The sequence below is a fragment of the Candidatus Rubrimentiphilum sp. genome, from assembly GCA_035710515.1.
Classification (GTDB): Bacteria; Vulcanimicrobiota; Vulcanimicrobiia; order Vulcanimicrobiales; family Vulcanimicrobiaceae; genus Rubrimentiphilum.
In genome coordinates, this window is sequence record DASTDE010000004.1 from 210,013 (window position 1) to 223,153 (window position 13,141).

12 protein-coding genes and 1 tRNA gene are annotated in these 13,141 nt (G+C 61.9%); 6 read left to right on the forward strand and 7 right to left on the reverse strand.

Annotation, left to right across the window (positions count from 1 at the left end):
• Window positions 1–30: 30 nt before the first annotated feature.
• Together VFO29_10095 and lgt are read right to left on the reverse strand one after the other, a co-directional pair.
• The gene (locus tag VFO29_10095; GenBank protein ID HET9393853.1) at window positions 31–681 is read right to left on the reverse strand and encodes a YggS family pyridoxal phosphate-dependent enzyme; all 651 of its coding nucleotides are present in this window, start codon (window positions 679–681) and stop codon (window positions 31–33) included.
• On the reverse strand, window positions 678–1,508 hold the full coding sequence (lgt, locus tag VFO29_10100; GenBank protein ID HET9393854.1) for a prolipoprotein diacylglyceryl transferase: 831 nt from the start codon (window positions 1,506–1,508) through the stop codon (window positions 678–680). The genes VFO29_10095 and lgt overlap by 4 nt, the downstream gene beginning before the upstream one ends.
• Window positions 1,509–1,534: 26 nt before the next feature.
• On the opposite strand from lgt, the gene VFO29_10105 reads away from it, so the two are divergent.
• The 6 genes from VFO29_10105 to VFO29_10130 are packed head-to-tail and all read left to right on the forward strand — an operon-like array spanning window position 1,535 to window position 5,899.
• Window positions 1,535–2,263, forward strand: a complete 729-nt coding sequence (locus VFO29_10105) for a cytochrome c biogenesis protein CcdA (GenBank protein HET9393855.1) — start codon at window positions 1,535–1,537, stop codon at window positions 2,261–2,263.
• A gap of 31 nt (window positions 2,264–2,294) precedes the next feature.
• A complete protein-coding gene (gene lspA / locus VFO29_10110) occupies window positions 2,295–2,714 on the forward strand; it encodes a signal peptidase II (protein HET9393856.1) in 420 nt (139 codons plus the stop codon).
• Window positions 2,692–3,585 carry an RluA family pseudouridine synthase gene (locus VFO29_10115; protein HET9393857.1) on the forward strand — a complete coding sequence of 298 codons (894 nt, stop codon included), beginning with the start codon at window positions 2,692–2,694 and terminating at the stop codon, window positions 3,583–3,585. The genes lspA and VFO29_10115 overlap by 23 nt, the downstream gene beginning before the upstream one ends.
• Complete coding sequence (gene tgt, locus VFO29_10120) at window positions 3,582–4,673, forward strand: tRNA guanosine(34) transglycosylase Tgt (GenBank protein ID HET9393858.1); 1,092 nt, start codon at window positions 3,582–3,584, stop codon at window positions 4,671–4,673. Before VFO29_10115 ends, tgt begins: the two co-directional genes overlap by 4 nt.
• Window positions 4,670–5,443, forward strand: a complete 774-nt coding sequence (ygiD, locus tag VFO29_10125) for a 4,5-DOPA dioxygenase extradiol (protein ID HET9393859.1) — start codon at window positions 4,670–4,672, stop codon at window positions 5,441–5,443. Before tgt ends, ygiD begins: the two co-directional genes overlap by 4 nt.
• Before the next feature lie 9 nt (window positions 5,444–5,452).
• Window positions 5,453–5,899: a c-type cytochrome gene (locus VFO29_10130; protein ID HET9393860.1), complete on the forward strand. Its 447-nt coding sequence runs from the start codon at window positions 5,453–5,455 to the stop codon at window positions 5,897–5,899.
• Between the two features lie 226 nt (window positions 5,900–6,125).
• On the opposite strand, the gene ileS is transcribed toward VFO29_10130, so the two are convergent.
• The 5 genes from ileS to VFO29_10155 form a co-directional block, all read right to left on the reverse strand.
• Complete coding sequence (ileS, locus tag VFO29_10135) at window positions 6,126–8,921, reverse strand: isoleucine--tRNA ligase (GenBank protein ID HET9393861.1); 2,796 nt, start codon at window positions 8,919–8,921, stop codon at window positions 6,126–6,128.
• On the reverse strand, window positions 8,918–10,021 hold the full coding sequence (gene csaB, locus VFO29_10140; GenBank protein ID HET9393862.1) for a polysaccharide pyruvyl transferase CsaB: 1,104 nt from the start codon (window positions 10,019–10,021) through the stop codon (window positions 8,918–8,920). The genes ileS and csaB overlap by 4 nt, the downstream gene beginning before the upstream one ends.
• A 5-nt stretch (window positions 10,022–10,026) precedes the next feature.
• The gene (locus VFO29_10145; GenBank protein ID HET9393863.1) at window positions 10,027–12,027 is read right to left on the reverse strand and encodes a DUF5693 family protein; all 2,001 of its coding nucleotides are present in this window, start codon (window positions 12,025–12,027) and stop codon (window positions 10,027–10,029) included.
• A gap of 208 nt (window positions 12,028–12,235) precedes the next feature.
• Window positions 12,236–13,015, reverse strand: a complete 780-nt coding sequence (locus VFO29_10150; protein ID HET9393864.1) for an enoyl-CoA hydratase — start codon at window positions 13,013–13,015, stop codon at window positions 12,236–12,238.
• Window positions 13,016–13,024: 9 nt separating this feature from the next.
• Window positions 13,025–13,097: transfer RNA gene (locus VFO29_10155), tRNA-Val, on the reverse strand.
• Window positions 13,098–13,141: the final 44 nt, after the last annotated feature.

Here is a 13,141-nt window from a genome sequence, read left to right on the forward strand (position 1 = left end):
TTTGACGCTAGCAGTTCGACAAGGTGGCGACTAGACCCGCGAAGGCGCGGGCCGCGCTCCGAAAATGGCGCTCCCCAGCCGCACCATCGTCGAGCCCGCGCGCAAGGCCTCGCTCCAGTCGTCCGACATCCCGAGCGAGAGCGTCGTCCCGCCGACAACGCCGAAGACGCTGGCGGCGAGTTCGAATGCTCGGGCGGTCTCGCTGCGCGATGCGCCGAGCGGCCCGATCGCCATGACGCCGTCCACCAGCAGGCTCGGCTCGCGGCGCAGCGCGTCGGCGAGCTCGGGCGCGTCCTCCGGCCGCACGCCGAAGCGCTCGGACGGTGAAATGTTCAGCTGAATGAGCACTGGAAGGCGCTTGCCGGCGGCGGCCGCCGCTTTCGCCAGCGCACGGCCCGCTTCGATGCGATCGACGCTCTGCACGACGTCAAACGTTTCGACGATCGCTTTGGCCTTGTTGCTTTGGACGTGGCCGATAAAATGCTTCGCGTAGTCTGCCGCAATCGCAACAAACTTGGCTTTAGCTTCCTGTAGATAATTTTCGCCGATCTCCGTCACCCCGGCCGCCAGCGCCGCCTCAATGGCCAGAGCGGGTTGCGATTTGGTCACTGCGACGATCCGGACGTGTGCCGGAATCGCCGATCGCAGCTCCGCGTAACGAGTTGCGATCTCGTTTGTCACGACGCCGGCGCGGCGTCGGTGCGGACCGGTTTACGCAGACACAGATAGAGGCCGATCAATCCGATGACGATCATCGGCAGCGAGTACAACTGACCGCCGGTAATGCCGTGCCACGAGAAGTCGGCTTGCCGCCAGATCTCGGCGATCGAGCGGGTGACGCCGTAGATCGTGAACCAGCTCCACGCCACGACGCCGTCGGGCGGACGGCGCTTGTAAATCAAGAGCAGGATCGGCAGCGTCAGGATATCGAGAATCGCCTCGTAAAGCTGCGACGGATGACGGTACGCCAAGCCCAAATTCGAGGAGCTGCCCGGTATCATGCACCAGGGCCGGTCCGGTTTGCAGACGTCTCCCCACAGCTCGTCGTTGATGAAGTTCACGCACCGCGTAAGCGCGATGCCCAGCGGCAAGAGCACGACAAGCTCGTCGCCCAGCACGTTGAACGTCAGGCCCGGATGTTTGCGCAGGAAGAGCAGGATCGCGAGAATGGTCACGATCATGGCGCCGTGGAAAGCCATGCCGCCGTTCCACACCGCGATGAAATTGATCGGGTTGCTAAGGTAGGACGAGAGATCGTGCTTGCTGATGATGTCGTTGACGACGAAGAACAGTCTTCCGCCAACCAAGACGCCGACCAGCGCATACACCAGGAAGTCCTGTATTTGATCGCGCGTCAAGCCGAGCCGCCGCCTGCCCTCCGGCCGGCTCATCCATAGATAGACCGCGATGAACCCGATCAGATATGAAATGCCGTACCAGTGAATGTTGAACCAGCCGAGATGTACGGCGATCGGATCGATGTTGGGATACGTGAACCAATGATTCAAGAGCGGTCCTGTCAAAAGAAGCTCGCGTGACCCCGCACCTTAGCGCCGGGATTGCGTTCCTGGCGGGCCTCGTTTCCTTCGTTTCCCCCTGCGTCCTCCCGTTGGTTCCGGCATATCTGTCGTTTCTGACCGGATCCAGCTTGGAGGAACTGCGCGGCGAGCTCGCGGCGCCCGCACGCGCGCGCGTCATCGCGCATGCCGTTGCATTTATCATTGGTTTTACGATCGTTTTCGTCGCGCTCGGAGCATCAGCCAGTGCGCTCGGCGGCTTGCTCAAAACCAACCGTCATCTGATCGCGCAGATCGGCGGGGTCATCATCATCATTCTTGGGCTGCAAATGACTGGGGTCTTCCGTCTGAAATTCTTGGCGATGGACGCGCGCCTGCATCTGCAGCAGGCAAACCGGTCGCTGCTCGGCTCCGGAGTCGTCGGACTGGCGTTCGCCGCGGGCTGGTCGCCCTGCATCGGTCCCATTCTGGCCGCGATTCTCGCGCTGGCGTCGCAAGCCGGGGGAGTGGCTCAGGGCGCGCTGCTGCTGTTCATTTATTCTATGGGTCTGGCAGTGCCGTTTCTCGCACTCGCAGTCGCGTTCGGCGCGGTTTTGCCGGCGCTCAATCGCATGAAACAGTTTCTACCGGCGGTCGAAATTGCTTCAGGAGTTTTTATGATCGCCGTTGGAGTCGTCTTGGTTACCGATTCTTTCCTTCGCATCTCCGGCTGGTTCTATCAATATGTACCGACGCCAAAGATCTGACGCCCTCCAGTTCCTGGGCGTTGCCGCATTGGTGGTGGCAGCCGATCAGCTCAGCAAGAATTATATTGCCACGCACTTCTTGCCGGGTGAAAGCCGTCTAGTCATCCCGGGCTTGCTGCGCTGGACGTACGAGCAAAACCAGCACGGAGCGTTCGGGCTCTTCGGAGATTCCCCGGCGCTCTTGATCGTCATGGCCGTGATCGTGCTCGCGGTTTTTTGGCTGTCGTTTCGCGATCAGGCCAAACAATCGGTCGTCGTCCGCATCGCCTTCGGCATGATCCTGGGCGGCGCCATCGGCAACATCATCGACCGGCTGCACTATCGCTTCGTGATCGACTTCATCGATTTTTACAAGATCTGGCCCAACATCTTCGACGTCGCCGACTCGTGCATTACGGCCGGCGTGATTCTTCTGATCATTTCCAGTCTTGCGACTCGCCGTCGCGCCTGACGATGCCGGCAAGCGCGCCGACTTGGTCGTCGCGCACCGCGCCGGGATCTCGCGTTCGCTTATAGCGGAAGCTTCCGCCGGCGGAAAGCTGCGCGTGAACGGCGAGGCGGTCAAGGGCAGTTACGTGCTCAGCGAGGGCGACGTCATCGAGTACGAAGTTCGAGAGCGCGCCCCGCTCGTCGTCGAGCCCGAAGCGATCGACATTCCGATCGTCTATGAAGACGAAGACATCATCGTCATCGACAAGCCGGCCGGTATGGTCACCCATCCTGCGCACGGCGCCACGAGCGGAACGCTGGTCAACGCGATCCTCGGACACGTTGGAACGCTGCCCGGCGATAGCGTTCGTCCGGGGTTAGTGCACCGGCTCGACCGCGACACGTCCGGACTTCTCGTCGTTGCGAAAAACGCCGAGGCGCTGAGTTTCTTGTCCAAGGGGATGAAAGGGCGGCACATTGCGCGCGAGTATCTCGGGCTGGTGGCCGGCATTCCGGCTCAACCCAAAGGCACGATCGACGGCGCGATCGGACGCGATGAGCACAATCGTCTGAAATACGCCATCACCGCGGGCGGAAAGCATGCGATCACGCACTACGAAATACGCGAGCGGCTCGTGAAAGCCGCGGAACTTCTCTTTCGCCTGGAGACCGGTCGCACGCATCAGATTCGCGTGCACATGGCGGCGCTGGGACATCCGCTGATCAACGATCCGGTATACGGCCGCACCGATCCTCGTTTCGAGCTGCCTGGACAGGCATTGCACGCGTGGCGGTTGAGCTTCATGCATCCGCGCACGCGCGAGCACATGACTTTTGAAACCGATCCGCCGCCGGAATATCTCGCGGCGAAAAAACTCCTCGCGTCGCCGTGAGCATCTTTGCGCTAACCAAGTCTGACGGCGACGTGCGCCGCGGCACGCTGCACCTGGCGCATGGCGACGTTGAAACGCCGGCTTTCATGCCCGTCGGCACGGCCGCGACCGTCAAGGGATTAACGCCCGACGACCTGCGCGCGGCGCACGCGCAGATCATCCTCGCGAATACGTATCACTTGTGGCTGCGCCCAGGGCTGGACGTGCTCGTTCAAGCCGGCGGACTGCACCGTTTCATGGGATGGAGCGGACCGATTCTTACGGACAGCGGCGGCTTCCAGGTCTTCAGCCTGCAAGCCCGGCGCGAACTGGACGATGACGGCGTGACCTTTGCTTCACATCTCGACGGCAGCCGGCATCGCTTTACCCCCGAGAACGTGATCGCATTTCAAGAAGCAATCGGCGTTGACATCGCGATGGTGCTCGACGTCTGCGTGCAGTTGCCCGCCGATTCGCAAACGATCGAACGTGCGGTACATCTGACGACCGAATGGGCTAAACGCAGCGCGGCGGCGCGCACCCGCAAAGATACTGCCGTCTTTGCGATCATGCAAGGCGGAACGGACCCGCACGCTCGCGAGCGCAGCGCGCGCGAGATCGTGGCACTCGATTTCCCCGGTTACGCGATTGGCGGGCTCTCGGTCGGCGAATCGCGCGAGGAGATGCACCGCCTCTCGCGCTTTGCAGCGGAGCTGCTGCCGCGCGAGAAGCCGCGGTACCTCATGGGTGTCGGAACCGTGCGGGACATTGTGACCGCCGTTGATTGCGGCATCGACATGTTCGATTGCGTCTATCCGACGCGCTGCGGCCGCACCGGGCGTGCGATGACGCGCGGTGGCGAGTTTGCAATTAAGAACGCCGCGTACGTTCGCGATTTCTCGCCGCTCGATTCGAGCTGCTCCTGCTTCGTCTGCACGACGTTCACGCGTGCATATCTCGCGCATCTCTTCCGCTCGAACGAGATGCTGGGCCCTCGCTTGCTTTCATATCACAACGTCTACCTGCTCAACGACCTCATGCGCGAGGCCAGGGCTGCGATCGAAGAAGGGAGTTGGCAAAAGTTTCGCGATAGCGTTCTGCTCACATGAGAATGCCGGCAATCTTCTTCGGCCACGGAAACCCGATGAATGCGCTGGCGCAAAACGACTACACGAAGGCGTGGAACGCAATCGGCGCCCAGATTCCGCGGCCCAAAGCAATTCTTGCGATCTCCGCCCACTGGTACGTGCCGAACACGGCCGTCACCGTTATGAACGCACCGCGCACGATTCACGATTTCGGCGGTTTTCCGCGCGAACTGTTTGAATTTTCGTACCCGGCGCCCGGCAGCCCGGAACTGGCGGCGCGCGTACGCGATCTGCTCGAGCCGTCCGACGTCGAGATGGATCGCCAGTGGGGACTCGATCACGGCACGTGGTCGGTTCTTTGCCATGTGTTTCCACAAGCGGACGTGCCCGTCGTGCAGTTGAGCATCGACGAAACGCAGCCGCCGGCGTTTCACTACCGCGTTGGCAAGTCGCTCGCGCCGCTGCGCGACGAAAACGTGCTCGTGATCGGCAGCGGCAACGTCGTGCACAACCTTCACGCCTACGCGTGGGGACGGCATCCGGCCGAGCCGTTCGATTGGGCGGTGCGCTTCGACCAGCGCGTCCGGGAGTTGTTGACGGCGGGCAACATCGAGCCGCTGGTCGACTACGAGTCGCTCGGACGCGACGCGCTGCTCTCGGCGCCGACGCCCGATCATTATCTGCCGCTGCTCTACATTGCAGGCATGCGCGATGCGGCCGATCCGGTCTCGTTCCCCGTTACGGGAATGGACGGCGGCTCCATCTCCATGCTCAGCGTTCGGTTTGGCTGAGCGGGTATAATGGTGCCTATGCGAAGTTTGATTCTCGTGTGCGCGGCCGCATTTGCAATAGCCGGATGCGCGCAACCGGCCGCACCCAACAAGGCCGAAGCGTTGACGGCCGCGGCCGCTTTAAAAAACGGCAAGTCGATTTTCCTCACCGGCAAGGATAGCGCCGGCTTCCGCATCTTGGCACAGCAGGCGCCGCTGCGAGCATCCTGCGCCGCATGCCATCGCGCTAACGGCTCCGGAGGCGTGCATTTGCCCGGCGGCGCAATCAGCGCCGACTTGCGCCAAAAAGCGCTTGTCACCGATCAAAATCCGCCGTACACGCTCACCACTTTGGAACGCGCTATCTCCACCGGCGTCGACAATCTCGACAAGCCGCTCGATCCCGTCATGCCGCGCTGGAAGATGACGCCGCGCGATCTGCACGACGTCGCAATGTACGTTTTAACGCTCAAATAAGGGCGCGTTAACGCTCAAATAAGGGCGCGCACTTCGCGTTGCTGCAGCGTGAGGCTTAGAGTGTCATGGTGAGCCTGTCGAACCACGGCTGAGCAGCGAGCGAAGCGAGCGTAGACGAAGCCCGCACGAGCTGAACTCACGCGGGCCTCGACAGGCTCGGCCGTGGTTCGACAGGCTCACCATGACACTAATCTCACCATGACACCATAGGGCCGTCGCCCGTCTCCTACAACGCGGACACGATGGCAGCGCAGGGTGCGCACAACAGCGGATGCTTCGGGTCCGTGCCGAGCGGCAAATACTTCCAGCAGCGTTTGCATTTCGCGCCCTTCGCAGGTTTCAGCTCCACGCGCCGCTCGGCGTCCTTGCCTTCGACCCGATCCACAACGGAGACGACCAGCGCTTCGCGCAATCCGTCTCCGAGCGCTTGCACGTCGTGCAGCATCGCGGCCGGAACGACCACGAGCGCCGCATCAGTCTCAAAGTCCCGCGGCGATTCATTCGCTGCGACTTGCCCGCGCAGCTCCTTGAGCAACTCCCATAGCGCAACGGATTTTTCGGATGCGGCGTGTCCTTCGGGCGAGAGATCGAAGACGCTCGCACGCTCGCCTCGCAGATCCTCGCGGAGCGCTTGCCATGCTTCTTCCGCGGTGAACGAGAGCAGCGGCGCCAGCACCGCCAGCATCTGCGTGAAGATATAAAGGAGCGCGCTCTGCGCACTGCGCCGGCGCGGCGCGGTTGCGGCGCTCGAATAAAGCCGGTCCTTCAACGCATCGAGATAAAAACTTGACAGGTCCTCGCCTTCAAACCGCACTGTCTCCAAGTACGCGCCATGCAAATCGTATGCGGCCAACAAGTCGCGAACGCGCGCGATAAACCGATCGGTCAGCTCGCACGCCAATGCATCGAACGGCTCCATCTCCTTGCGCGGCACCAGCTCGGCGGGCGTTACGTCGTCGAGATTGCTCACCATGAAACGCAGCCGGTTGCGAATGTTGCGATAGACCCGGCCGACTTGCTCGATAACGTGAGGACCGAAGCGCACGTCGTCGACGAACTCCACCGACGCAGCCCAAAGGCGGAGCACGTCCGCGCCCCACTTGTGCATCGCCTGTTGCGCGTCGATGCCGGTGCCGAGCGACTTGCTCATCGGCCGCCCGCTCTCGTCGTTGACCCAGCCGTTTTTCACCACGCTCTTGTAAGGCGCCGCGCCTTTCACGGCGGTCGCCGTTACGATCGAACTGCGAAACCAGCCGCGGTATTGATCGCCGCCTTCAAGCACGAGATCCGATGGCCACGGTAATCCGTTCTTGCCGAGCACCGCCAGATGCGTGACGCCCGACTCAAACCAAATGTCGACGATGTTCTTTTCTTTCTCAAAGACCGTGCCGCGGCACTTGGGGCAAGCGAAGTTCTCGGGAAGAAAGGTTTCGACCGGCTCTTGCCACCACGTGTTGGCGCCGCGCTCGCGAAAACGCTGGGCCGTGATTCGCGCGATTTGCGGATCGAGAATCGACTCGCCGCACGCCGCGCAGACGACGGCGGGGATTGGCGTTCCCCACGTACGCTGGCGTGAGATGCACCACTCGGGGTGCGTCTCCATCATCTGCGTGATGCGTTCTTGTCCCCACGCGGGCGTCCACCGCACTTCGCGAATGTTTTCGATCGTGCGTGCCCGCAGCCGGTTCTGATCCATAGCGATGAACCATTGCGCTGTTGCGCGAAAGATAACGGGGTTATGGCAGCGCCAGCAATGCGGGTAACTGTGCTCGAGCTCCGATGCGTTCCAGAGCGCGCCGCTCGCGCGCAGATCCTCGACAATCTTGGGATTCGCTTTCCAAATGTGCAGGCCGGCATACGGTCCGGCCTCATCGGTAAACACGCCGCGCGCATTTACCGGGTTCACGATCGGCAGGTTGTACTTCACGCCGGTTTCGAAATCGTCGGCGCCGTGTCCGGGCGCAGTGTGCACCGCACCGGTTCCGGTTTCCATGTCGACGTAACCTGCGAGCACGATCGGCGCGTCGCGATCCATGAACGGATGGCGAACCGCAAGTCCCTCCAGCGCGCTGCCTTGCGCGCTTCCGAGTTTTTGCGCGCTCGCGAAACGTTCGCCTAGCGCTTTCTCCGCCAGCGCCTCGGCCACAATCACCGCTTCATTCCCAACGCGATACAAGCCGTACTCCGCATCGGCGCGCAGCGCTATTGCTTCATTTGCCGGCAGCGTCCATGGTGTCGTGGTCCAGATGAGAATTGATACCTTCGACGGCGCCTCGACTGCGCTCGGCGGTGGTTCGACAGGCTCACCATGACACCGTAGAAAGACGCCGAGGAGTGCTTCTCGTTGTTCGGTGTTCGCGGTGAAGCGCACGTAGATCGACGGCGAGACTCGCGGTTTGTACTCGATCTCCGCTTCCGCCAGCGCGGTTTCGTCGTGAATGCACCACAGTGTCGAGCGCAGCCCTTTGTAGATTTGATCTTTGTCCGCGAGTTCACCGAGCGTTTCGACGATCGTCGCTTCAAACTCAGGATCGATCGTCCGGTAGGGATGCTCCCAGCCGCCGAAGTTTCCCATGCGCATGCGATCGGTACGCTGGCGATCGAGCCAATAGAGCGCACGCTCTTTGCACTTCTCGCGCAGCTCGATCGGATCGACGTCGTGGAAATCTTTGATCTTCAGATGCTTGAGCGTCTCGAGTTCGATCGGTAAACCGTGCATGTCCCAGCCCGGGACGAACTTCGCCCACTTGCCGTCGAGCAGTGCGATCTTTACGAAGATATCCTTGAGCACCATGTTGAGAAAATGGCCCATGTGCAGCTCGCCGTTGGCATACGGCGGCCCGTCGTGCAAAATCCACGGCTCGCTGGACTTGTTGCGCTCTAGTCTGCGCTCGTAGACGCGGTGCTCTTCCCACCAAGCAACGCGATCCGGCTCCCGCTTGGGCAGATCGGCCTTCATCGGAAAGCTCGTCGTCGGAAGATTCAGCGTGTCGCGATAGTCGCGCTCCGTCACATCGCTCATCCGGATTGCTTTTCGGCGATAAGTTCGTCCAGAACTTCGAAATTGCGCAACGCCAGACGTTCGAGCGGTTCCCGCGCCGCGATCAAATACTCATGCAGCGCTTCGCGCTGGGTCCACAGGCTATCTATCGCCGCATCGATGGCTTCGGGCGCCGGTTTCGCCGCGGGCGATTCGAGCGAAAACAGCGGCTCGAGCGGGTAGGCAAGATCGCTGCAGAACGACGTCACCTTTGGATCGTATGGGATCGCAATAAACGGCACGCCTTGACGCGCCGCTAAAATCAGCGCGTGCAGGCGCATTCCGATCACCAGTTTGGCGCGCCCGATGATGTTTGCCGTGCGGCTTAGCGAGGCTTCGGGCAGCAGCATCGGCGCCGTTCGGCACTTGCGGATCACCGTCGTCGAGACTTCCGCATCCGAGGCGCCGCCAAGCGGCACGAATGCGACGCGCAAGCCATACTGCTCGCTTAGCCGGTCTGCCGCGCGCGCAATCAGATCGATGCGGTCCTTCATGCCGTCGGCTTTGCGCACGCTAATGACTGCGAACGGATCGCTCTGTGGCCCGAGTCCTTCGGCTGAGAGATCGACTGTTTCTTCCGCCGCATCGAAGAGGAAGGCGGGATCGGCGGTGCGTTCGACGCGCACGGACGGCAGCAGCGAAGCGAGCAGCGCCTGCGACCGATCGTCGCGCACGGTTGCGCCGGCGATGCCTTTGCAGGTTTCGCGCACGACGGTCTTTCCCCAAAAATCCAACGGCCCGATCGACTGCGCAAAGATCATCGTTTTCCGGCGCGCGCGCACTGCCGCTCGGATGATGCCCGTATAGTAGATGAGGCTGCGCAGGCTCGTCGCGTTCTGCAGCAAGCCGCCGCCGCCGGAAAGAACGACGTCGGCTCTTTCAATCGCAGTGCGCACGGCTCTGGAGTCCCAACGCGGCGTGGCGTCCACGCGCAGCTCGTGCGCCGTGATCTCCGGTTTGGCACTCAGGACATCGATCTCGGCATACGGATGGCGCGTCCGCACCTGTGAAACGATCACCTGGAGCAGCGCTTCATCGCCGAGGTTGCCGAAACCATAATACCCGCTCAACAACAGCCGCACGAGCGTTAGCGGCGGAATGCAAACGCGCGATAGATGAGGATGGCGGCGATGCCTACGATCGCGCCGATGACGAATCCGTTAAAGACGCGCAGCACCGAGACGAGCAGCTCCGTATGCAGATGCGAAAACGTGTCGATGACGTCGCCAAGCCCAATACCGATCGCCAGCACGAGCAGTACGCCCAGCCAGCGGCGGTGAGGCAAACGCAACGCGGGCAGCAGCATGAGCGCCGGAAACCCGATCAAGAACTCTTTGAAACGCGGCCGCACGGTCAAGATCGACGTGAGGTTGTGACGTAACGCCAGCTCGAACGACGACGGCGAAATGTCGCTCGTGTTACCGCTGCGCAGCAGCACGAGTGCGCCGGCGCCCAAGACGATCGCCGCCGCGATCAACTGAAAGATGCGCACGGGTTCGGCCAGCGTTTCGCGCGCGCTGCGCGGCTGCGGGTCGAACCGGTCGGTGAAAAGATAGAGGGCCAGCGCAATCAACGGCGGCAGGGCGAGCAGCAACTTGACGCCGCGGAACGGCTCGACTTCCTCCATAACCAGCGGCGAACTCATGATGCCGACAACCACCAGCGCTCCGAGCAGCGCGACGCCCGTTGCAATCAGCGTCCAACCCAAACTGCGGCGGATCTGACGTCCGGCGGTGGTCGCGGGCGGCTGCATAAACGCGCGGCTGAGCGCACTGAACGCAGCGGTCGCAAAGAGCAGCGCTCCCGCGAGCGCGACGATCGATCGTGCCAGCAGATCGTGGTGCGACACAATGCCGCCTAAGTAGAGCAACACGGTGCCGGCATAGGCCAAAACTGCCCACAACGGACGGTACCAGCCGTAGAAACCCAGGAGCAGCAAGAAGATCGAAGGCACCGCGAGGATTGCGATGCCGATCAGGATAGGACTGTTGCCGCGATACTGCGGAATCGGCGCGGCACGACCTAGCCTGAAACCGCGCGCTTTAAGATCGTCCGCCAGCTCGCGCACCATCTCGACATTGCTTTTTTCGATCGAGAGGCCGTTGTATTGATGCCCGAACGGCCGCAGATAGATGACGCGCACGTTGCGCTCGCGCACCCCGAGTTCGTAACGCGCAACGACCTCCGGCAAACTGAGCTTGTCGAGTTCGACCTTGCTGATCGCTTCGACCCGCACCGTGCGTCCGGGAATCAGCGACGCTAGCTCGGCGTTGCCTTTTTGTACCTGGGTCGGATCGTACGTTTCGATTTCGCCGAAATTCAGCTCGCCGAACGGCGGCTCGTTAAAGAGCTGCGCCATGTCTTTGATGTGATCCGGAAATCCCATCACCTGATTGCGCAAGCCGAAAAAGATGACCGTCGCCAAGCGGTTGCCCGCGCCCGTATATTGAAACTCGCGTCGAATCTGCGGCAGAGCGAAACGCTCGTCGTTTTGAAAGCGCGGATCGATAAAGAGCGCCAAGTGGCGCGCGAGGGCGATCTGATCCGATGGAATTCCAAGCCCCGTCGTATTGAAGTAATCGATCTGCGAGCGAAGCGCGATCACGTACGGCTTGGTGGCGTGGAGAACGCGAATACTTTTCGTTTCAAAGTGCAGCGGCAGCTGCGCGCGATACCGCGCGTACGTCGCGTCGTCGTACACGAGCAGGTACACTTCGTCGGCGCTGACCTTGTTTGCGTGGACCAGCGACAACAGCGTCGGATCCGTAAGGCCGCCCAAATGCGCCTGCGCCAAAAGCGCGGCGCCGTCGATCGCCAGGGCCTTGTTCGAACCGCCGACGTTGGAGCCGAGCTCTTCGGTCAGCGCCAGCGACGTAAGCCCTGCGCGGCGCAGCTCGACCAAGAACGCGGCCGGATTATAGTCGTACGATTGCGCCAACGAAAGGAAATCGTTGTAGTCCATCGCGATCTCGACGCGGCGCGTCCCGTTCTCGATGCGCAGGCGCGCCACAAAGACGACCGCGCATGCGAGCAGACCAATCAAAAGGATGAACGCGGCAAAACGCGTCCGCGGGTCGAGACGATTCACTTCTCGGGCGCTTTCGCGTCAAAAAACAGGAAGGCCCGCCAGAAGCGAGCCCTCACTGTCGTCGCGTATGCGGTTGCCCGCATACCGGGTGTGGGCGACGCTTTGTGTTGCTACACCGCCGGGGCCCACTGCCCGTGCGGGAGAGGAATCACGTTTCCGCGTTTTCGGCATCCCCCCTGCCGCCATCCACAGAATTTTTTTGGCCGCGCTACGTGCGCCAGTTCGGGCGCCGCCGCTCCAGGAAGGCGGCCATCCCCTCCTGCGCGTCCTCGGCCAGCGCGTTCATCGTCATGACTTCCTTGGCGTAGCCGTACGCATCGTGCTGTTCCAAACCGTTCTGCGCGTAGAAAGCCTTCTTGCCCAATCCGACCACCATGCGGCTGGACTCGGCGACTTTTCGCGCGAGCGCCAGCGTCTCCGCACGCAGCTGCTCGGGCGCGACAACCCGGTTCACGAGTCCCCATTCTGCGGCCGTGGGAGCATCGATGAATTCGCCCGTCAGGAGCATCTCCATCGCCCGCTTGCGGCCAATGGCCCGCGTGAGCGCTACCATCGGCGTCGTACAGAAGAGTCCGATGCGAACGCCTGGCGTCGCGAAGGTTGCCTCGGTCGATGCAACCGCCAGATCGCAGGACGCCACGAGCTGACAGCCGGCCGCCGTCGCGATCGTCGCGACCTCCGCAATCACGGGCTGCGGAATCTGCTGAATCGTCTCCATCAGCTCGACGCAAACGTCGAAAATTTCTCGGTACGCCGCCACATCGCGATCGCGCAGCTCGCGTAGGTCGTGTCCGGCACTGAACGCCGGCCCATCGCCGCACAGAATTGCGACGCGGACATCCGCATCCTCACCAATCGCATTAAACGCGCGAACGAGTTCGCGCATCACGCCTAATGAAAGCGCGTTGCGTTTCTCGGGACGGCGCATGGTAACGATCGCGATGCCATCCGCGATCTCGGTCGTAACGAACTGTTTTGTATCTAACATAATCTCATTTGGGCGATGACGGGCTCGAACCGCCGACATCTTGCGTGTAAAGCAAGCGCTCTACCAGCTGAGCTAATCGCCCGAGTTTGCTTCTGTATTCGAGCCGACCGCTAACCCGCCTCGTTC

Coding starts and splice junctions, on each gene's coding strand:
- ygiD (HET9393859.1), top strand. CDS start 4,670: ATGAGAATGCCGGCAATCTTCTTCGGCCACGGAAACCCGATGAATGCG.
- VFO29_10130 (HET9393860.1), top strand. CDS start 5,453: ATGGTGCCTATGCGAAGTTTGATTCTCGTGTGCGCGGCCGCATTTGCA.
- ileS (HET9393861.1), bottom strand. CDS start 8,921: ATGAGCGATGTGACGGAGCGCGACTATCGCGACACGCTGAATCTTCCG.
- VFO29_10150 (HET9393864.1), bottom strand. CDS start 13,015: ATGTTAGATACAAAACAGTTCGTTACGACCGAGATCGCGGATGGCATC.